The 20,008-nt window shown below is 67.1% G+C and carries 20 protein-coding genes; 8 read left to right on the top strand and 12 right to left on the bottom strand.

Annotated elements, in window-relative coordinates:
- Nucleotides 1-48: 48 nt before the first annotated feature.
- The 3 genes from GJ699_RS07620 to GJ699_RS07630 form a co-directional block, all read right to left on the bottom strand.
- Nucleotides 49-1,218 carry a porin gene (locus GJ699_RS07620; RefSeq protein WP_154374718.1) on the bottom strand — a complete coding sequence of 390 codons (1,170 nt, stop codon included), beginning with the start codon at nt 1,216-1,218 and terminating at the stop codon, nt 49-51.
- A gap of 88 nt (nt 1,219-1,306) precedes the next feature.
- Nucleotides 1,307-2,698, bottom strand: a complete 1,392-nt coding sequence (locus tag GJ699_RS07625; RefSeq protein WP_154374720.1) for a sodium:solute symporter family protein — start codon at nt 2,696-2,698, stop codon at nt 1,307-1,309.
- Nucleotides 2,699-2,765: 67 nt separating this feature from the next.
- The gene (locus tag GJ699_RS07630; protein WP_154374723.1) at nt 2,766-3,590 is read right to left on the bottom strand and encodes an IclR family transcriptional regulator; all 825 of its coding nucleotides are present in this window, start codon (nt 3,588-3,590) and stop codon (nt 2,766-2,768) included.
- A gap of 267 nt (nt 3,591-3,857) precedes the next feature.
- Here GJ699_RS07630 and GJ699_RS07635 point away from each other — a divergent pair, with 267 nt between their 5' ends.
- Entirely contained in the window at nt 3,858-5,303 is a 1,446-nt protein-coding gene (locus tag GJ699_RS07635) for an NAD-dependent succinate-semialdehyde dehydrogenase (RefSeq protein ID WP_154374725.1), read from the top strand.
- Nucleotides 5,304-5,378: 75 nt separating this feature from the next.
- On the opposite strand, the gene GJ699_RS07640 is transcribed toward GJ699_RS07635, so the two are convergent.
- From GJ699_RS07640 to GJ699_RS07660, 5 genes are all read right to left on the bottom strand, one after another.
- Nucleotides 5,379-5,570 carry a hypothetical protein gene (locus tag GJ699_RS07640; protein WP_154374727.1) on the bottom strand — a complete coding sequence of 64 codons (192 nt, stop codon included), beginning with the start codon at nt 5,568-5,570 and terminating at the stop codon, nt 5,379-5,381.
- On the bottom strand, nt 5,567-6,139 hold the full coding sequence (locus tag GJ699_RS07645) for an ATPase (RefSeq protein ID WP_154374729.1): 573 nt from the start codon (nt 6,137-6,139) through the stop codon (nt 5,567-5,569). The genes GJ699_RS07640 and GJ699_RS07645 overlap by 4 nt, the downstream gene beginning before the upstream one ends.
- Nucleotides 6,140-6,225: 86 nt before the next feature.
- Complete coding sequence (locus GJ699_RS07650; RefSeq protein WP_154374731.1) at nt 6,226-7,614, bottom strand: MFS transporter; 1,389 nt, start codon at nt 7,612-7,614, stop codon at nt 6,226-6,228.
- A gap of 99 nt (nt 7,615-7,713) precedes the next feature.
- On the bottom strand, nt 7,714-7,989 hold the full coding sequence (locus GJ699_RS07655; protein ID WP_154374733.1) for a hypothetical protein: 276 nt from the start codon (nt 7,987-7,989) through the stop codon (nt 7,714-7,716).
- Nucleotides 7,990-8,089: 100 nt separating this feature from the next.
- Nucleotides 8,090-8,992 carry a LysR family transcriptional regulator gene (locus tag GJ699_RS07660; protein ID WP_154374735.1) on the bottom strand — a complete coding sequence of 301 codons (903 nt, stop codon included), beginning with the start codon at nt 8,990-8,992 and terminating at the stop codon, nt 8,090-8,092.
- Nucleotides 8,993-9,088: 96 nt separating this feature from the next.
- On the opposite strand from GJ699_RS07660, the gene hmgA reads away from it, so the two are divergent.
- From hmgA to GJ699_RS07685, 5 genes are all read left to right on the top strand, one after another.
- Nucleotides 9,089-10,375 carry a homogentisate 1,2-dioxygenase gene (gene hmgA, locus GJ699_RS07665; RefSeq protein ID WP_371867486.1) on the top strand — a complete coding sequence of 429 codons (1,287 nt, stop codon included), beginning with the start codon at nt 9,089-9,091 and terminating at the stop codon, nt 10,373-10,375.
- A complete protein-coding gene (gene fahA / locus GJ699_RS07670) occupies nt 10,372-11,682 on the top strand; it encodes a fumarylacetoacetase (RefSeq protein ID WP_154374740.1) in 1,311 nt (436 codons plus the stop codon). The genes hmgA and fahA overlap by 4 nt, the downstream gene beginning before the upstream one ends.
- Nucleotides 11,683-11,897: 215 nt before the next feature.
- On the top strand, nt 11,898-12,551 hold the full coding sequence (locus tag GJ699_RS07675) for a hypothetical protein (RefSeq protein ID WP_154374741.1): 654 nt from the start codon (nt 11,898-11,900) through the stop codon (nt 12,549-12,551).
- 65 nt (nt 12,552-12,616) lie between these two features.
- On the top strand, nt 12,617-13,054 hold the full coding sequence (locus tag GJ699_RS07680) for a YeeE/YedE family protein (RefSeq protein WP_154374743.1): 438 nt from the start codon (nt 12,617-12,619) through the stop codon (nt 13,052-13,054).
- A 10-nt stretch (nt 13,055-13,064) separates the two neighbouring features.
- Entirely contained in the window at nt 13,065-13,484 is a 420-nt protein-coding gene (locus GJ699_RS07685) for a YeeE/YedE family protein (RefSeq protein ID WP_154374745.1), read from the top strand.
- A gap of 25 nt (nt 13,485-13,509) precedes the next feature.
- Here GJ699_RS07685 and GJ699_RS07690 read toward each other — a convergent pair whose 3' ends face one another.
- From GJ699_RS07690 to GJ699_RS07705, 4 genes are read right to left on the bottom strand one after another with little or no spacing between them, the layout of a single operon-like run.
- Nucleotides 13,510-14,829: a hypothetical protein gene (locus GJ699_RS07690; RefSeq protein ID WP_154374748.1), complete on the bottom strand. Its 1,320-nt coding sequence runs from the start codon at nt 14,827-14,829 to the stop codon at nt 13,510-13,512.
- 10 nt (nt 14,830-14,839) lie between these two features.
- Entirely contained in the window at nt 14,840-16,015 is a 1,176-nt protein-coding gene (locus GJ699_RS07695) for a PepSY domain-containing protein (RefSeq protein ID WP_154374750.1), read from the bottom strand.
- 15 nt (nt 16,016-16,030) lie between these two features.
- On the bottom strand, nt 16,031-16,348 hold the full coding sequence (locus GJ699_RS07700) for a 2Fe-2S iron-sulfur cluster-binding protein (RefSeq protein WP_154374752.1): 318 nt from the start codon (nt 16,346-16,348) through the stop codon (nt 16,031-16,033).
- A 31-nt stretch (nt 16,349-16,379) separates the two neighbouring features.
- The gene (locus tag GJ699_RS07705) at nt 16,380-17,687 is read right to left on the bottom strand and encodes an NAD(P)/FAD-dependent oxidoreductase (RefSeq protein ID WP_371867487.1); all 1,308 of its coding nucleotides are present in this window, start codon (nt 17,685-17,687) and stop codon (nt 16,380-16,382) included.
- A 188-nt stretch (nt 17,688-17,875) separates the two neighbouring features.
- Between GJ699_RS07705 and GJ699_RS07710 the strand changes: the two genes are divergently transcribed.
- A complete protein-coding gene (locus GJ699_RS07710; RefSeq protein WP_154374756.1) occupies nt 17,876-18,640 on the top strand; it encodes a response regulator transcription factor in 765 nt (254 codons plus the stop codon).
- Between the two features lie 30 nt (nt 18,641-18,670).
- Nucleotides 18,671-19,963 (top strand): ATP-binding protein, encoded by a 1,293-nt coding sequence (locus GJ699_RS07715; RefSeq protein ID WP_229261987.1) that lies wholly within the window; start codon nt 18,671-18,673, stop codon nt 19,961-19,963.
- Nucleotides 19,964-20,008: the final 45 nt, after the last annotated feature.

Raw genomic sequence — 20,008 nt, forward strand, 5'->3', positions numbered from 1 at the left:
TCCCCCACTGTGCGGCGTCCGCGCGCGCGGCGCGGACGCCGTCCGTGCTTAGAATGCGTGACGCAGACCGATACCCAGCAGGGTCTGGTGCGCATCCGATGCGACGTTGCCCGACTGCGACACGCCGATGGTGGCGCCGGCATCGATCACGCTGACACCGTCGGTGCCCAGGGTCTTGCCGCGCGCGCGCTGGGTCGCTTCCAGGATGTAGATCGAGGTGCGGCTCGACAGCCAGTAAGCCTGCTGCAGCGAGAACTGGCGGTAGTTGGCGTTGTCGCTGATGCCGTTGGCGCGGCTGGCGCGGGTGTAGCTGAAGCCGGCGCCCAGCACCCACGGCGATTGCGTCTTCCAGCTGGCCAGCACGGCGCCGGTGTTGAAGATGGCGGTGTCGCGGAACAGCGAGGCGGCGTTGGCGTGGTATTGCACATTGCTGAACGAGCCGCCCAGGGTCCAGTTGTCCTGGCCGTAGCGGCTGGCGGCGGCGATGTATTGCACGTCGGCGGCCGACAGGTAGCCGGCGTTGACGGCCGATTTCGAGAAGCTGGTCGACGCGGTGCTGTCCCAGCCGGTCTGGCTCGGGCCGTTCTTCAGCATCTGGTAGGCCAGCGCGTGGCGCCAGCCGCCGCCTTCGTACTTGATCGAGGCGCTGTGCTCGCCACCGCTGCCGTTGTGGCCGGCCTGCTCGCCGGTCGCCACCATGGCGCTGGCGGTGATGCCGTGCCAGGTTGGCGAGGTGTACTTGATGGCGTTGTTGCTGCGGATGGTGATGTCGAAGCCGTCGATATCGCCCGGGTGGTCGCCGGCGGCGCCGGTCACCACAGGCACCGGACCCAGCGGGTTGATGGCGTCGAAGTAGGACGAGTACTGGCGGCCCAGCGTCAGCGTGCCCAGCTTGCGGTCGCTGAGGCCGAGGTAGGCGGCGCGGTTGAACAGGCTGCCGGCCTGGCCGGCGGTGCCGTCGTCCGGGTTGAAGCCGGCTTCCAGCTTGAAGATGGCTTTCAGGCCGCCGCCCAGATCCTCGCTGCCCAGGAAGCCGAGCCGGCTGCCGTCCTTGGAGCCGGGGCGCATATAGGTCTTGGAGCCGCCCGGCAGGTTGTCGATGTGGGTGACGCCCACGTCGATGATGCCGTACATGGTCACATCGGATTGTGCGGCCGCGCTGCCGCAAGCGCCGGACAGCAGCATGCCGCCCAGGATCAGGAATTGAGTTTGCTTCATATTGTATGACAGCCTGCGCCAGGGCCGCTTCGGCCGTGGCATGGTGTTGCCCCTTCCAAGTGAAGCCGCCTTCTGGCGGCTAAAAACATCAGCGCCGCCGGGCGGAGCTGCCGGACCAGCCGAGCACCCGCTCGACCAGAATCACGAGCGCCGGCGTCACCAGCGCGATATACATATTGTCGATACCGTAGGGATTACCCAGCAGGTACCAGACCGTGGTTGTCAGCGCGGCCCCGATCAGGCCGCAGGTCGCGCCGCGATTGCCGCCGAAGAAAGGCAGGTACAAGCCGATGATGGCGACCACCGATATCGACAAGCGCAGCGCGCGCGTAAAAAAAGACAGGTGCAGCAGGCCGGGGGCGAACAGCACGAACAGCAGCGGCACGAAGCCGATCGCCAGCGCCAGCCAGCGGGTGGCGCGGAATTGCTGTTCCGGCGTCGGCCGCCGGTAGGGAAGATAGAAATCGCGCACCACCAGCGAGGCGATCGCCAGCGCCACCGTGCTGACGGCGGCGAAGATGGCGGCCACCAGCGACACGGTGACGAAGCCGGCCAGGTAGATGTTCATGCTTTGCAGGAAGATCGGCAGCGCGTACAGGCTGCGCAGGTCGGGATACAGATAGCGCGCGGCCACCCCGATCAGGCCCAGCGCGATGCCGATCGGCACCGCCAGCGCGGCGGCGATAAAGGTGGCGCGGCGCGCGGCGTCGGCGCTGCGGGTGGACGAAATCGCCTGTACGATGTATTGGGTGGAGAAGATGGCGCCGACGTTGCCGATGAAGAAGGCGACAATGGTGGACGCGCCGATCTGGCCGTCCCAGCTGAAATAGAACGCTGGCAGCGCGCTCACCATCGGCTGGATGCCGCCGGTCAGCGTCAGCGCCACCGCCAGCACCACCAGCACGCCCAGGTATTTGACCGCGCTGTGCCAGATGTTCACATAGGCCAGGCTTTTCATGCCGCCCCAGGCGAAATAAAAGGTGCTGACGATGGCGATCAGCAGCGCCGCCCACGGCAGCTCGACTTTCAGCACGGTGGCCAGCACCGCCGCGCCGCTCAGGTAGTTGCCGACGTTGACCAGCAGCAGCGCGTATATCATGATCAGCGACACGATCAGCTGGGTCGAGCGGCCGTAGCGCTGGAAGATGGCGCCGGAAATCGTGTATTCGCCGGAGTTGTACAGCTTGCGCGCCAGCACCAGGCCAAACAGCGGGAAGCCGACCGCCGCGCTCAGCACCGCCCAGGCGGCGGCCATGCCGGATTCGAACGCCGCCTGCGCGGTGCCGACGGTGGACTTGGCACCGACGAATTCGGACACCATCAGCACGCCCACCACCACCGCCGGCAGGCTGCGCGCGCCGACCATGAACTCGCTGGCGTTGCGGCTGCGCGAGCGCGCCGTCAGCCAGGCGGTCAGGGCGATGTAGAGCACCACCATCGTGACGATGATGACGCTGCCTGCAACTCCGAATGTGTCCATGTGTCGGTTTCCATTCCTGGCGCTACTGCCCTGCCCCAGCGCCGGAATCGGCCATGGCAAGGCAGCGTCACTGGGTCAGCTGCTGGGCGGCATAGCCGCCGGTTGCGTGTAATGATTTCGACAGCTGCTGCGCGGCTTCCAGCACAGCGGCCAACGTGTTTTGTTCAAATTGTTCTAACGTACTACGACGCGCCGGCGCGGCCACGCTCAGCGCGGCCACCGGCAGACCGTCGATGTCCAGCACCGGCGCCGCCAGCACGTACAGGCCGGACACCGTTTCCTGGTTCGACAGCGCGTAGCCGAGGCCGCGTATCTGCGCCAGCCGCGCCAGCAGCGCGTCGATATCGGTGATGGTGTACTCGGTCAGCTTCAGCATCGGCTGGCCTTGCAGCACCTGCAGCTGCGTGGCGCGCGGCAACCACGCCAGCAGCGCCTGGCCGACCGCGGTCGAATAGGCCGGCACCCGGCTGCCGATGCGCACGTCAACGCCGAGCGCGGTCAGGCCGGCTTGCACCCGTTCCACATACATCACACTACTGCCGTCCAGCACGCCGATCGAGGCCGCTTCATTGACCTCGCCCACCAGGCCGCGCAGGATCGGGCGGGCCCGGGTGCGCAGGTCGGAACGGGCGATCGCGTGAAAGCCCAGATCCAGCACTTGCAGCGTCAGCCGGAATAAACGGCTGTTATCCACTTTCTCGACATAGCCCAGGTTGACCAGGGTGTTGAGGAAGCGGAACGCGGTTGCATTGTCCAGGCCGGCCTTGCGCGCCACCTCGGCCATCGTCAGCTCCGGTTCCTGCGCGCTGAACGCCTGCAATACCTTGAAGCCTTTGGCCAGGGATTGCACGGTGTTCTTGGCGTCGGCCGGGGCGGCGGTGCCTTGTTTCATAACTGCTCCATCAAAAAAGTTCGGATACCGAATTATAGTCGCCGGTGACGCCGACGCTTTTATTCGGATTGCGAACTTAAGTTCGGATAACGAAAATTATATTTCACTTCTGAAAGAATCACAACAAAAACGTGGTGTGCGGGTGCTGCGTGGGTGGTGTGCGGGGGGGCGGCTGCACGGAGTTGGCGTTTTTCTGGCACAGTAGCGGTCTGGTCTGGCGCCCCAGGGTCGCTACGCCACTTTTCTATGTATGAACCGGAGAACCTCATGACTACCAACAGCTATCCTGATGTCCGCCTGCTGATCGCCAATGAATGGAGCGATGCCGCCGGCGGCAAGACGATTCCGGTGCTGAACCCGGCCACCGGCAAGCCGATCGGCACCGTGGCCCACGCCAGCATCGCCGACCTCGATCGCGCGCTGGCCGCCGCCCAGCGTGGTTTTGACGTCTGGCGCAAGGTGCCGGCCTTTGAGCGCACCGCCGTGTTGCGCCGCGCCGCCGCGCTGCTGCGCGAGCGCGCCGAGGAGATCGGCCGCCTGCTGACGCAGGAACAAGGCAAGCCGCTGGCCCAGGCCCGCGCCGAGGCGCTGGCTGGCGCCGATATCATCGACTGGTTCGCCGCCGAGGGCATGCGCGTCTATGGCCGCATCGTGCCGTCGCGCAATCCGGCGGCCCAGCAACTGGTGCTGAAGGAGCCGGTCGGTCCGGTCGCCGCTTTCACGCCGTGGAACTTCCCGATCAATCAGGTGGTGCGCAAGCTGGCCGCCGCGCTGACCACCGGTTGCTCCTTCCTGTGCAAGGCGCCGGAAGAGACGCCGGCCTCGCCGGCCGCGCTGCTGCAGTGCTTTGTCGACGCCGGCGTGCCGCCGGGCGTGGTCGGTCTGGTGTTTGGCGATCCGGCCGAGATTTCGGGCTACCTGATTCCGCATCCGACCATCCGCAAAGTGACCTTCACCGGTTCGACCCCGGTCGGCAAGCAGCTGGCCGCGCTGGCCGGTCTGCACATGAAGCGCGCCACCATGGAGCTGGGCGGTCATGCGCCGGTGATCGTGGCGGAAGACGCCGATGTCCGGCTGGCGGTGGAAGCGGCTGGCGGCGCCAAGTTCCGCAACGCCGGTCAGGTGTGCATTTCACCGACCCGCTTCCTGGTGCATAACAGCATCAAGGACGAGTTCACCCGCGCCATGGTGGAGCACGCCGAGCGGCTGCAACTGGGCAATGGTCTGGTCGAGGGCACCACGCTGGGGCCGCTGGCCAACGCGCGCCGCGTGACCGCGATGACGCAGGTGGTCAACGATGCGCGCGCCAAGGGCGCCAGGATCGCCACCGGTGGCGAGCGTGTCGGCAGCGAGGGCAATTTCTTCGCGCCGACCATTCTGGCCGATGTGCCGCTGGACGCCAGTGTGTTCAATGACGAGCCGTTCGGCCCGGTCGCGGCGATCCGCGGCTTCGACGCGCTGGAAAATGCCATCGCCGAGGCCAACCGCCTGCCGTTCGGTCTGGCCGGTTATGCCTTTACCCGGTCGATCAAGAACGCGCACCTGCTGATGAACAATGTCGAAGTCGGCATGCTGTGGCTGAACCAGCCGGCCACGCCGAGCGCCGAGATGCCGTTTGGCGGCATCAAGGATTCCGGCTACGGTTCGGAAGGCGGTCCGGAGGCGCTGGAAGCCTATCTGAACACCAAGTCGGTGTCGCTGCTGGGCGTCTAAGCCGGTCTGCCCTGCTCCGCGTCCACGGCGCGGAGCAGCACCCGCCGGGGCCGCACCGCGCTCCTTGGCAAATCACTATAGCCGTCGCATGGCGTCCTTACGCGCCGGATCGTTCTCTCCGCCGAGCAACGCCGGCCGGCCGTCTTGCCATACGACCGCATAGTGTCCCAAGCGCCGCTTGCGCTCCAGCTCCTTGGTAACGGCACTTTGCAGCGCTTTCAGCATCGCCTGCATTTCCGGCGATGGCGATATAGTAGTCGTCTTCATGATATCGCTTGTCCAAATAAGAGTTCGTAACGTTCCTCATGCAGCACAAGCCGCTGTGTTCCGCGCTGCTCGAATATAGGCTCCGGGAATGGCCCACTGTTCATCATGCAATGACAGGCGTCGACCGCCGAGCCAAACCAGTTTAGCAAATTTCCCAGGCTGCGAGAGAAACGGCGTTCGATATCCGCGACCGGAATGTCATGCCCGCCATGCGACACACGTTCAGCCACGCGCATCCGCGACATCGCGCGATTCGGCAGCGCCAGGTAGATCAGCTCGACGCGCCAACCCACCGCGCGCAGATCGGCGACCAGTTGCAAATGACCGCGCCCGGCCAGCGTGGTCTCGAAAGCGAAATCTTCGCCTTGGGCGATATGTTCGGCGATCACACGAAGGAACTGACGACCGGCAGCCCGCGCCCGCAAGGCAGGAGCCTGCGGCAACAACTTCGCAGCGATGGCATCCGCGTTGATGAAGCGTGAACAGCCAGCCACGATCGGCAGGTACTCGACAGCGAACGTGGTTTTACCTGCGCCGTTGGGGCCGGCGATGATCCAGCAAGTGGGCATACTGGAGGCTCCTTGGGGGATGCCTCCAGTATGCGCTTATTCGGCCCGTGTGAAGCGGACACTGGTGCGCGCCATCTGGCGGGCGCTCAGTGCAGGTTGACTTGCGGCCGCAGGCCGGGCGCGCCCTGGCCGACGCCGCCGCCCTCGCCCGGGGTGCGGCGGTCGGTGGCCAGTTTGACCAGCAAGGCCGCCATCGACACCAGCGCGGCGAGCGCCACTACCATGAACACCTGGCTGAACGCCAGCTGGCGGCGCGCCAGTTCGGCCACCAGGAACGAGCCGGCGATGCCGCCGAAGCGGCCCACGCCCAGCATCCAGGCGACGCCGGTGGCGCGGGCGGCGGTTGGGTAGAAGCCGGCCGCCAGCGCCGGCAGCGACGATTGCGCGGTGTTCATCAGCGCGCCGGCGACGAACACGGTGACGGTCAGCACGCCAAGGTTGCCGACCACCTGGCCGATCATGAACACCGCCACCGCGGTCAGGCCGAAACCGATCGCGATCACGCGGTTGGCGTTGTAGCGGTCCATCAGCCAGCCGAACAGGATGGCGCCGACGCCACCCAGCGGGAACAGCGCGGCGATCAGGGTGGCGCTGGCCGGTGGCAGCCCGGCTTCCTTGAACAGGATCGGCATCCAGTTGATCAGCGCGTAAAAGATCACCAGGCCCATGAAGTAGGCCAGCCACAGCATCAGGGTGCCGGCCAGGAAGCGCGGCGCGAACAGCATGGCGATGCCGCCGCCGTGGGCGTTGGCAGCATTGGCGGCATTGGTTTCGCTGGTGACGAAGCCGCTGGCGTCGGCGGCCGAGGCGTGGATGCGGCGCAGCACGGCGCGGATGCGCTCGGCCGGGGCGCGCCGCGCCACCAGGTGACGCACCGACTCCGGCAACACCAGCAACATCGCCACCAGCAACAGCAGCGGCGCCACGCCGCCCAGGCCGAGCACGCTGCGCCAGCCCCACTGCGGGATCATCCACGCCGCCAGGAAGCCGCCCAGCGCGGCACCCAGCGGGAAGCCGCAAAACATGGCGTTGGTCAGGGTGGCACGGCGCGCGTCGGGGCTGAATTCGCTGATCAGGGTGACCGCGTTGGGCATGGCGGCGCCGAGGCCGACGCCGGTGATGAAGCGCAGCACGGTCAACTGCTGCAGGCTGCCGGCCAGCGCCGAACCGCCGCAAGCCAGGCCAAACAGCAGCACTGAGCCGAGCAGCACGATGCGGCGACCGAGGCGGTCGGCCAGCGGGCCGGCGATCAGCGCGCCGGCGGCCAGGCCGAACAGCGCGGCGCTCAGCACCGGCGCCAGCGCCGGCTTGCCGATGCCCCACTCCTTGAGCAGCGAGGGCGCGATGAAGCCGATCGCGGCGGTGTCAAAACCGTCCAGCAGGACGATGATGAAGCACAGTGCGAACACCCCCCACTGGTAGCGCGAAAAGGGGTGGCGGTTGATAAATTCTTGTACGTCCAGCTGCTTGCTCATGGTGGTCTCCGTGTTGACGCAACGGCTGCTTATCCGCCGTTTGAATCAGCTTATCGGAGCGACGTTCGATAATCAACCCACTGTTCGTTTATCGAACACTCAATTTGTAACGCGGCGCAGCCGTGGCTGCCACAACACGCGCGAGATGATGCGCAGTGGCACCTGGGCCTCGACCAGGTAGTCGATCGCTTCCAGGTGGCCGCGCGCGTGGTATAGGCGCAACGCGTAGTCGATCACTTGCGCGGTGCGGGCGTCCGGCCGCGCCACCAGCCGCAGCGGCGCGGCGCTCCAGCCGCGACCGGGCCGGTGTTGGCCGCCGCCGTGGATCAGGCCGAATTTACCCGGCAAGCTGCCCGGCGGTGTGTAGTGGTTCATGCGCGCTCCCCGCTGTGTCGGCATTTTTAGGCATGTTGGATAGCTTAGCCAGCCTGGCGGCGGCGGTATGTACGTTGGCGCACGGCTGCCCGCCATGCCCTCATTCACTGAACAGCTCGACCAGCAGCGCGCGCAACCAGCGCCCGCCCTGGTCCTGGTGGTAGCGCCGGTGCCAGAACAGATTGGTCTGCAGCGGCGCCAGCGCCAGCGGGGTGTCGGCGTAGCGCAGCTGGAATGGCGCGGCGGCGCGCTCGGCCAGCTTGAGCGGCACCGTCGCCACCAGTTCGGTGCTGCTGAGGATGTAGGGTACGGCGGCGAAATGCGGCACGCTGAAGGCGCGCGTCAGATCGACTCCGGCCGCCGCCAGCGCGGCGTTGATGCCGTGGTAGGGGCTGTCCATGGCGCTGACGATCAGGTGGCGCGCGGCGGCCAGCCGTGGCGCCGTTAATGCGCCCTCGGCCAGCGCGTGGCCGGCGCGGAACAGGTTGACGTAGGATTGGCGGAACAGCCGGCGTTGCAACAACGCGCCCGGCGCGTCCTCGAACGCGCCCAGCGCGACGTCGACCCGGCCGGCCTCCAGCTCGGCGCGCAGGTCGATCGCGCCCAGCCGCACGCTGGCCAGTTCCACCTGCGGCGCCAGCGCGGCGCAGCGCGCGATCAGACGCGGCATGAAGTACATTTCGCCGACGTCGGTCATGGCCAGCGTGAAGCGGCGCGCCGTGTGCGCGGGCGCGAACGCTTGCGGTGGCCGGAACGCCAGTTCCAGCTGCGCCAGCGCGGCCGCCACCGGCTCGGCCATATTGTCCGCGTAGGGCGTCGGCTGCATGCCGTCGGCGGTGCGCACGAACAGCTGGTCGCCGGTGCTGGCGCGCAGCCGTGCCAGCGCGTTGCTGACCGCCGACTGGGTCAGCCGCAAGCGCCGCGCGGCGGCCGAGATCTGGCGCTCGCGGTGGATTTCGCGGAATACCAGCAGCAGGTTGAGGTCGAGCTCACGCAATTCCATTATTCATACTGTAAATAGTCTTCATTTTTGTATTTATATCGCAAAGTGTGGCCGGCTGCACTACATTGCTGCATATTCGATTCATCAGGAGACCCCGTGAGCCACCCAGCATCGGCCGGTTATCAGTCCGGCTTTGGCAACGAATTCGCCACCGAGGCGCTGCCCGGTGCCCTGCCCGCGCACCGCAATTCGCCGCAGCGCGCGCCCTTTGGCCTGTATGCCGAGCAGCTGTCCGGCACCGCATTTACTGCGCCGCGCGCGCATAACCGGCGCAGCTGGCTGTACCGGATCCGCCCGGCCGCCATGCACCAGCCGTTCCGCCAGGTCGGCAATGGCCGCATCGTCAGCGACTTCGGCGCGCTGGCGGCGCCGCCCAACCAGTTGCGCTGGGACCCGCTGCCGCTGCCGGACGCCCCGACCGATTTCATAGACGGCTGGGTCACGATGGCCGGCAACGCCGGTGTCGCCATCCACCTGTACGCCGCCAACCGCGACATGCACGGTCGCTATTTCTATAACGCCGACGCCGAGCTGCTGATCGTGCCGCAACAGGGCCGGCTGCGGCTGGCCACCGAACTGGGCGTGATCGAGCTTGAACCGCAGGAGATCGCCGTGATCCCGCGCGGCGTGCGCTTCCAGGTCAGCCTGCCGGATGGCGCGGCGCGCGGCTATCTGTGCGAAAACTTTGGCGCGCTGCTGCGCCTGCCGGACCTGGGGCCGATCGGCTCCAACGGTCTGGCCAACCCGCGCGATTTCCTGACCCCGCACGCCGCCTATGAGGACAAAGAAGGCGAGTTCGAGCTGCTGGCCAAATTCGGCGGCAACCTGTGGAGCGCGCGCATCGGCCATTCGCCGCTGGACGTGGTGGCCTGGCACGGCAACTACGCGCCCTACAAATACGATCTGCGCCACTTCAACACCATCGGCTCGATCAGCTACGACCACCCGGACCCGTCGATCTTCCTGGTGCTGCACGCGCCGTCCGACACGCCGGGCGTCGACACGCTGGACTTCGTGATCTTCCCGCCGCGCTGGCTGGCGGCCGAGGACACTTTCCGCCCGCCCTGGTTCCACCGCAATGTCGCCAGCGAATTCATGGGCCTGATCGAGGGCCAGTACGACGCCAAGTCGAGCGGCTTCCGGCCCGGCGGCGCCAGTCTGCACAACTGCATGAGCGGCCACGGCCCGGACGCGCCAACCTTCGACAAGGCCAGCGCCAGCGACACCTCGGTGCCGCACAAGGTGGACAACACCATGGCCTTCATGTTCGAGACCATCGCGTTGATCCGCCCCACCGCGCACGCGCTGGCCTCGCCGCAGCTGCAGCCTGACTACTACCAGTGCTGGCAGGGCTTCCCCCACAACTTCAACCCGAAAGCATGAGCATGCAACTGAACGAAACCCACGACCCGGCGCTGCGCAGCTGGGTCGCATCCGCCAACACGGCGGACACTGATTTCCCGCTCCAGAACTTGCCGTTCTGCCTGTTCCGCCGCGCCGGCCGCGATGAGGCATACCGAGGCGGCGTGGCGATTGGCGATCAGATCGTCGATCTCGGCGCCATCGGCAACGCGCTGGATGACGCCGCGCCAGCCGCGCGCGCTGCCGCCGCACTGGGCGCCCTGTCGTCGCTGAACGCGCTGATGGATGCCGGGCCGCAGGCTTGGTCGGCGCTGCGCTTGGCGCTGTCGCGCCTGTTGCGCGGCGATGCCACGCCGCGCCAGGAACTGCTGGTGCCGCAGGCCGAAGCCGAATTCGCCGTGCCGGCACAGATCGGCGACTACACCGATTTCTATACGTCGGTGCACCACGCCACCGCCGTCGGCAAGCTGTTCCGGCCGGATAATCCGCTGCTGCCCAACTACAAATGGGTGCCGATCGGCTATCACGGCCGCTCGTCGACCATCGGCGTTTCGGGCCAGCAGTTCGCGCGGCCGCGCGGCCAGACCCGTGGCCCCAACGATGTCGAGCCGTCGTTCGGCCCGTGCAAGCGGCTGGACTATGAAATGGAAGTCGGCATCTTCGTTGGCGGCGGCAACGCGGCCGGCGCGCCGATCGCGGTGGCCGAGGCCGAGCAACATGTGTTTGGCCTGTGTCTGCTGAACGATTGGTCGGCGCGCGATCTGCAGGCATGGGAATATCAGCCGCTGGGGCCATTCCTGTCGAAGAATTTCGCCACCACGATTTCGCCCTGGATCGTGACGCTGGAAGCGCTGGCGCCGTACCGCGCGGCGTGGACCCGCGATGCGGCCGATCCGCAGCCGCTGCCCTATCTCGATTATCCGGCGCTGCGCGCCAGCGGTGGTTTCGATGTTGAGCTGGAAGTGCTGCTGCAAACCGCCGCCATGCGCCGCGATGGCCTGGCGCCGACGCGGGTGTCGCTGTCCAATTTCCGCCACTCGTATTGGAGCGTGGCGCAATTGCTGGCGCATCACACTGTCAACGGTTGCTCGCTGCGGGCCGGCGATCTGCTGGGCTCGGGCACGCAGTCCGGCCCGGATGCTTCGGAAGCCGGTTCGCTGCTGGAGCTGAGCGCCGGCGGCAAACAGCCGTTGACGCTGCCAAATGGCGAGCAACGCGTGTTCCTGGAGGATGGCGATACCATCGAAATGCGTGGCTGGGCGCGCCAGCCGGGCCGGCCGCGCATCGGCTTCGGCGCCGTCGCCGGCACCGTGCTGCCGGCGCGCTAAGCCGGGGAGTATATGTGGTGGGGGTGTCGTATTCGGGCGTTTTACTAAAACGCTCGATACATTAATACCCTTCGATAGACGGAACTAACTTCCGCTAATCCGACTCTAATCATTACTACGCCGGTTCGGCGATTTAGTAATTGATAGAGTTGGATAGCGCTGCCTGGTAGCAGGTAGCGGATTTTAGTAAAACCCCTTTTTCGGAGACCCCCACCATGAGTAAAGGCACCTTCCCCATGCGCATTCCGGGCGATGTGCTCGAAGAGCTCGCTGAATTCACCGGCAATTTCTGGTCCAGCTGGGAACAGGAGCCGCACATCGCCGCCGCCATCCGCGCCTATATGAAGCCGGCTCCGCCGGTGCAGGAAGCGGCTACGCGCTCGGACATCGGCTACCAATGGAAGCAAGTGTTTCTTCCCGCCGGTACGCGCCTGCGCGCCAGCTTCCGCCGCCAGCCCTACTTTGCGTCGGTCGAAGGCAGCGAGATCCAATGCGACGGCCAAAGCATCTCGCCGTCGGCTTTTGCCAACCTGCGCGGCAGCGGCAACCGCAACGCCTGGAAAGCCGTCTGGCTGCGCTTCCCCGGCAGCCCGCAATGGGTATTGGCCGACGAATGCCGCGCCCTGCAAAAAGCCGCAACCGCAAGCCTGTTCAGTACGGACGCCGACGCCGCCACCGATGCCAAGGCCAAGCCCCAGGACAAAGCTAGCAACGGAGCGGCGCCGCGTGCAGTGGCGGCGCCGCCGGCAGTCGCGCCAGCACCAGCCTCGGTGCCGGCCTCGGCACCAACCTTGGCCCCGGCCCCGGCGGCCACCGGCAAAAAGAAATCCCGGCGCGGCCGCCGCCACAAACGCAGCCGCAGCGCTTAAACTGAGCGCGTTGCGCATGACGCGGCGGTGCCAGCGCCGCTGATGCGCCCCTACGGAGAAAAGTAATGACGATAGACTGGACACACTTCACCCCCTGGTCAGCATTGGCTGGTGGCGTACTGATCGGCCTCGCCTCGGCGGCGTTCGTACTGTTCAACGGCCGCATCGCCGGCATCAGCGGCATCCTCGGCGGGCTATTACGGCCACGCGGCGGCGACATCGGCTGGCGCCTCGCCTTCATCGGCGGCCTGATCGCGGCGCCGCTGCTCTACCAGCAGTTCGCCCCGCTGCCGCTGCCGCCGGCGCAGGTCGATGCCAGCACAACCACCCTGCTACTGGCCGGACTGGTGGTCGGCATCGGCACCCGCTATGGCGCCGGCTGCACCAGCGGCCACGGCGTCTGTGGGCTGTCGCGCCTGTCGCCACGCTCGCTGGCGGCCACCCTCGCCTTCATGCTGGCCGGGTTTGCCACTGTGTTTATCATCCGCCACCTGATGCATTGAGGAGCGCCACATGCACATCATCGTCGCCGGCCTGACCGGCCTGCTGTTCGGTATCGGTCTGATCTTGGCCGGCATGACCAACCCGGCCAAAGTACTCGGCTTTCTCGATTTGGCCGGCGCCTGGGACCCATCGTTGGCACTGGTGATGGCCGGCGCCATCGGCGTCGCGCTGCCGGCGTTCGCGCTGGCGCGCCGCCGCAGCCATGCGCTGCTGGGCGATACCATGCAACTGCCAACCAGCCGCGTGATCGACCGCCGCCTGATCGGCGGCAGCCTGCTGTTCGGCATCGGCTGGGGACTGGCCGGCTACTGCCCCGGCCCGGCGCTGACCTCGCTCACCACTGGCGGCCAGCCGGCGCTGCTGTTCGTGCTGGCGATGCTGGCCGGCATGGCCATCTTCGAAGCGCTGGAGCGCTGCAACAAACAATGAGCCAGCACCAGCCGGACCTCAGCGCCTAGCGCGCGTCACCAGCCGCCGGCGCCAGCAATTGCCGCAAGCCGCCGGCCAGCGCCGCCGGGGCGCAGCCCGGCCTCACCGGCGAGCCCATCACACCGTGGGTGGGCTGCGCATAGGCCGCATCGTTCAGCACATAGCCGACCGAGCCTGCAAGCATGGTCAGCAGCGAAGTGCGCGCCGCCGGCGAACCCGCCTTCAGCGTCTGCCCGATATCGCTGGCGATGTCGGCGCCAACGCCCGCCAGCACGATGTCATTGATGCGCAACAGCGCCATTGGTATCGTCACCGGCCCGGTCGCATCCACACCCAGCACCTGCCGCGTGGCGCGATCGACGCGGTAGCGCTGACCCGGACAGCTGACCGCCGCCGCCGCCGTCTGCAAGCGCACCTCGGCCTCACCGGCTGGTGCCCCCGCCAGCGTATCGATCGCCGCCGCAGCCAGCCGGCGCGCCTGCACATCGAGCAAAGCCCAGCCGCCCGCACCCTGATCACTGGCCGGCAGCTGCGCCTCCGGCTGCAGCGACTTAAACAGCGGCAGCTGATCGCCCTCGGCCGCGCTGGTGAACAACACCACCGGCGCCTGCCGCGCCTCCAGCAGCCGCGACACCGCGCCCGGCAAATCACCCGACACCTCATAACCGCCATCGCGCGTCACGCTGCGGAACATCACCTCCGCATGATTGGCGTAATTCATCACCAGCGCCAGCGGCTGGCCGGACAAGCTGGTTAGCCGCAGCACATCCAGCGTCTTGTCCGAGCCGCCGGCTGGGCCGTACCAATCCTTGCGTCCCTCCTGCTCGCCGTTGTTGGTGTTGACAAACGCCTGACCGCGCACAAAGCTGACCCGCGCCGGCTGCAACGCCGACACCGCCTGCCGCGCCGCCTGTGCCGCCGCCTCGCGGATACGGTCGATGCCACGCCGCTGCACCGCATCCGGCTGATCGGAATGGAAAAACACCAGCGGCTCACTGTGCGTATGCGTCGCCAGCAGCATCACGCTGGCCGCCGGCACGCCGGCAGCCTCCGCAATCGCGGCCACCATGCGCGCCGGCTCCGGCACCGTGGTCACCTCCATACTGACCAGCAGCGCGCGCCGGCCGGCGCTATCATCCAGCGCCAGCGCCCGCACATACACCTCGTCGTGCACACCGACAAACGGTTTCTCATTGCCGCTGCGCTGCGGAAAATCGCTGGCCGGCGGCGTGATCGGCAACCGCGCCGCGCCCGCCAGCAACTGGCCCGCCATCGCGCCCTGCGCCACCGACAACGCCAGCAAACCAGCACCGGCCCAACCTGGCATGCATGTAAATCGCTTCATCTGCTCTCCTTTATTTCCAGAACCACGCGCGCTTGCCGTTTTGCGCGCGTCGACGCCACAGCTGCACATACATCGCAACCCCCGAGCCGGACAGGAAGATCAGCGCCAGCCCCGCCAGCAAATTCATGAAACGCGCCGGCAGGCCAAACAAATCGCCCGAGTGGAAATGCTTGATGTCCTCATGCATCTGGGTGCCGAATGGGAAGCCGCTGACCGGGTAGCCCGGCTCGGCCAGGGTGGCCGGCTGGCCAGTCTCGGTGTCATACACTAGCTGACGCGTGCTGGCGCCGCCGGTGACGATCAAGCCCTGCTTCATGCCACCGTAAATGCGCACCCGCAGCACCTTGATCGGCGTCTCAGGCTCGGCGGCGCGGAACTCGCGCAGCGTGACGGCGGCCATCGAGCGCACCTGCTGATCACTCATCGGCGTGGTCGGATCATGGTTGAAATCCATCTTGACGAAGGTGTGATAAGTGCTCTCGAAGCCGAGGAAAGTGCCGGAAAACGCCACCGCCAACAGGAACACCGAAGCGGCCAGCGCCACCACCCGGTGCAGCGCGCGCCAACGCTCGCCGCCCATCCAGAACGCCTGCGTGCGGCCCATTTGCGCACGCGCCTTCCACAGCTTGTAATACATGGTGTAGCCGGAAATCAGCAGCACCCACAACACAATGCCGCTGGCCAGCTCGAAATAGACGCCCGGCACATCGCGCCGGCTCCAGAAACGATGCAACTCCTTGGTGCTCTGACGCAGACTATCCGGCATCGGTATCCAGCCCTGCGGCGTGGTTGCCATGGCCGCGCCGCTGGCGACGTCATAGGCGCGCACCTGCTTGCCGTGCTTGACCTGGCCGGCCAGCCGGCCCTCCAGCATGCGCACTTCGACAAAATTGGGCGGCGTTGCCTGCGCCGTGCCAGCGTGCATCGCCGCTAGCACCGCCTCGAACGCGGCGCCGAAGTCGGTGGCCGCCGGCAGCGCGGCGGCGGTCAGATCATGCTGCGAGATGGCGGGGAAATCGCCATTGCCATAACGGCCCTCGTCAATCGACTGGATGACCGGATCATGCTCCGGCGCGTGCGTCAGCAGCGCGCGCAGGTCTTCCAGCTGGATCAGGGTGCCGGTGCCGCCCAGGTACAGCATCAGCAGCGCGGCGAAAATCGACAGAATACGGTGAACGGTACGCATAAGCTCAGCCCCTCCTTACGCCGCGGCCGCAACGCGGACCACCAGCCCGTCCAGCGCCTCGCCCACCACGATCTGGCACGCCAGCCGGCTGTTAGGCTGCAGATTGCTGGCATAGTCCAGCGTGGCCGCCTCATCGCCGCCGGCCGCGCCCAGCCGCTCCTGCCAGGCCGGATCGACGTGCACATGGCAAGTGCCGCACGAACACGACCCGCCGCATTCGGCCGCGATGCCGGCCACGTTGTGACGCACCGCCGCCTCCATCAGCGAACGCCCGGCCACCGCCTGCATGCTCTTGCTGCTGCCGTCGGGCTGAATAAATGTGATATGCACCATGTGCTGCTGTCTCCTGTTGTAATGAATCGTGTTATGCGGCCGCCAGCTGGCGCAGCGGAATCGCCGTCTCGGCCAGGCGCGCGCGGTCAATGCGCAGCGGCTTGCCCAGCCACTGGCGGCCGGCCATGAATTCCGGCGTGGCGTTAACCGCCTCCACCGCGCGCAACTGCTCGCCCTTGAAATGGAAAATCGCGAACTTGCCGGCCGCCACGTCGCCTCGCACCACCTGCTGATCGGCGTCCAGCGCGTGGCCGGCGATCTGTATCCGCAAGTCGTACTGGTCCGACCATTGCCACGGCACCTCCGGCGCCGGCGCCGCACGGCCGACGATGGCGCAAGCGGCCTGGCGCGCCTGCTCGGTGGCGTTGGGCACGCTTTCAAGCCGCATCTGGCAGCCATACAGCGGCATGGGCCGGCGCGTGACATCGCCGATCGCGTAAATCGCCGGGTCGTCGGTGCGCGCCTGCAGATCGACCAGCACGCCGCCATCGCAACGCAAGCCGGCGGCCTGCGCCAGCGCATCGTTGGGCGTGCCGCCGACACCGATCAACACCGCGTCGGCGGCCAGTCGGCGGCCGTTGTCCAGCACCACCGCGTTGACCAGGCCGCCGTCGGCCTCGATCGCGGCCACCGCGCGGCCCAGCGCGAAGCGCACGCCATGACGCTCATGCTCGGCCATCAAAAACGCCGACATCGCCGGCGCCGCCACCCGCGCCAGCACACGCGGCTCGCGCTCGATGACAATCACCTCCGCGCCCAACTGGCGCGCCGACGCCGCCACCTCCAGCCCGACATAGCCAGCCCCCACGATGGCCAAGGTCACGCCCGCCGCCGGCAACCCGGCCGACGTCGGCGCTGCCGGCGACGCGGCCGATGCGGGAGACGCCGCCGTACCCGGTCCGCCCCCCGCGCGTGCCGTCAGCAGCGCGCGCAGCTTCTGGGCGTCGCGCACGCTGCGCAGCGACACCACACCCTCATGCGCGATGCCGGCGATTGCCGGCTGAATCGCGCGACTGCCGCTGGCCAAAATCAGCGCCTCATAATCAACCCGCTCGCCCGAACTCAGATGCACGTACTTCTTCCTGCGATCAATACTGCTGACGGTGCAGCCCAGCCGCAGCGTAATCTGCTGCTCGGCATAAAAATCGGCGCCACGCAGCAGCACCTCATCCAACCCGACGCTGCCCAGCAACCAGCCCTTGGACAACGGCGGCCGCTGATACGGCAACTCGGCCTCGTTGCCGATCAAGGTCACGGCGCCGCCGTAGCCGTACTGGCGCAAGGCCGCCGCCGCAGCCACGCCGGCATGGCCAGCGCCGATGATGACAACATTACTCACGCAATCCTCCTGTTTCGCAAAGGCCGGCATAGCCGCCGGCACGAGCCGAAAGATAAGTGAGCGAATGAAAATAATCAATAAAATCAGTGGTTTATAGTTACATTGAAATATTGTGTCCGGATTGACATAACCATCGTCGACGGTTTTGTTGGACAATTGCAGGCATAACAAGCAAACCAACACGAGACATGACCACCACCCCCATCCTGCTGGTCGAAGACGACCCCGAAATCCGCGCCCCACTGGCCGATTTCCTTGAAGGCAAAGGCTACCGCGTGCACCAAGCCGCCAGCGCCGAAGCCGCGCTACAACTACTAACCCAGCACAGCGTCGAACTGGCGCTGCTGGACGTGATGCTGCCCGGCATGGACGGCCTGGAACTGTGCCGCCGCCTGCGCGCCAGCGACGGCCCGCGCATCATCATGCTGACCGCGCTGGCCGAAGCCACCGACAAAGTGATCGGCCTCGAACTGGGCGCCGACGACTATGTCGCCAAACCGTTCGACCTGCGCGAACTGCTGGCGCGCATCCGCGCCGCGCTGCGCCGTCCCGCCAGCGCCGCGCCAGAATCCGCCACCGCCGCAGCGGCGGCCACAGCGGCCGCCAGCGCCGCCGGACGCGACGCCCCGGCCGAACTGTCGATGCAATTCTCCGGCTACACCTTCTTCCCCTACCGCCGCTTCGTGCGCTCGCCGTCCGGCGTCCGCATCCCGCTGACCGGCGCCGAAACCGACCTGCTGCTGGTGTTTTGCCAGCACGCGCGCCAGATCCTGTCGCGCGAAGCGCTGATCGGCCTGACCCGTGGCAAAAACTTCCCGATCGCCGCTCGCTCGGTCGACCTGGTGGTCAGCCGGCTGCGCCGCAAACTGGCTGGCGAGCGCGCCAACGAAGACACCATCCGCACCATCCGCGCCGACGGCTACGCCTTCCAGCCCGACGTCGTCTTCAACTAAGCCAGCCACTAAGCCGCCCGCATGCGCCTGATGCCCTCCCTGTTCGCCAGCACGCTGGGCCAGATCCTGCTGATCAACGCCTGCGCCTCGCTGCTGACGTTTTTCCTGTTCGTCGCCATGCTGTTCTTCCCCGCCAACCCGCCGTGGCCGTGGCAGCCGACCTACCGTATCACCAGCGTGGTGCGGGTGCTGCAGCACATCCCGGAAGAACAGCGCGCCACCGTCGCCGCCAGCCAGGACCAGGCCGGCATCAGCTTCCGCCTGACCGCCGCCCCGGTGCCGTGCACCCTGACCAGCGGCGCCACGGTCGAACTCTCCAAGGCCTTCGCGGCCGACCTGCCGGACGGCCCCACGCCCAGCGTGCACGGTTGCGACGCCAGCGACCCCGACCGCAACATCCAGCTGCTGGCGCCGATCGGCCACTACTGGCTGGAAGTACGGATGGACGCCACCGGCCTGCATCCGCCCGGCTTCAAACTGCCGATCATCGCCGCCCTGACCTTTCTGTGCGCCGGCGTGATCGGCATGTCAGCCTGGGCGCTGGCGCGCGTGATCCGGCCACTGGCGCGGCTGGCCGACAAGGCCGACGCCTTCGGCCGCGACATGGACGTCATCACCATCAGCGAACAGGGGCCGGACGAAATCCGCCGCGTCGCGCGCGCCTTCAACATCATGCAGGAACGCATCGCGCTCACGCTGCGCAACCGCACCCGCATGCTGGCCGCCATCAGCCACGACCTGCGCACCCCGCTGACCCGGATGCGGCTGCAGCTCGACACCAACCACAGCGACACCATGCGCGACAAGCTGCGCAAGGACCTCGACCTGATGCAAAGCATGGTGGTGTCGGCGCTCGGCTTCCTGCGCACCGGCGCCGAGCAGGAGCACAAGGAATGGCTCGACCTGGGCGCCCTGATCGCCACCCTGTGCGACGAATACGAGGAAGGCGGCGCCGCCATCAGCTACCACGGCCCGCCCCAGATCCGCTGCTTCTGCCGGCCGGACGCGATCCAGCGCGTGTTCAGCAACCTGATCGACAACGCGCTGCGCTTCGGCCACACGGTGCAAGTGATGGCCACGGTCGGCGCCGAGCACATCGTGGTGGCGGTATGCGACGACGGCCCCGGCATCCCCGCCGCGCGCCGCGCCGACGTGCTGGAACCATTCGTCATGCTGGACCCGGCGCGTGGCGGCCGCAGCGGCAACGTCGGACTCGGGCTGGCCATCGTGCGCGACATCGTCCAATCGCACGGCGGCAGCCTGGCGCTGGGCGACCGCGCGCCGCACGGGCTGCAAGTCAGCGTCACCCTGCCGCGCCAGTGATCCCCCTCTTAGGCGGGGCGACCTGATCACGCCAGATGCTTTACA

The sequence above is a fragment of the Duganella guangzhouensis genome, assembly GCF_009674535.1.
Taxonomy (GTDB): Bacteria; Pseudomonadota; Gammaproteobacteria; order Burkholderiales; family Burkholderiaceae_D; genus Rugamonas; species Rugamonas guangzhouensis.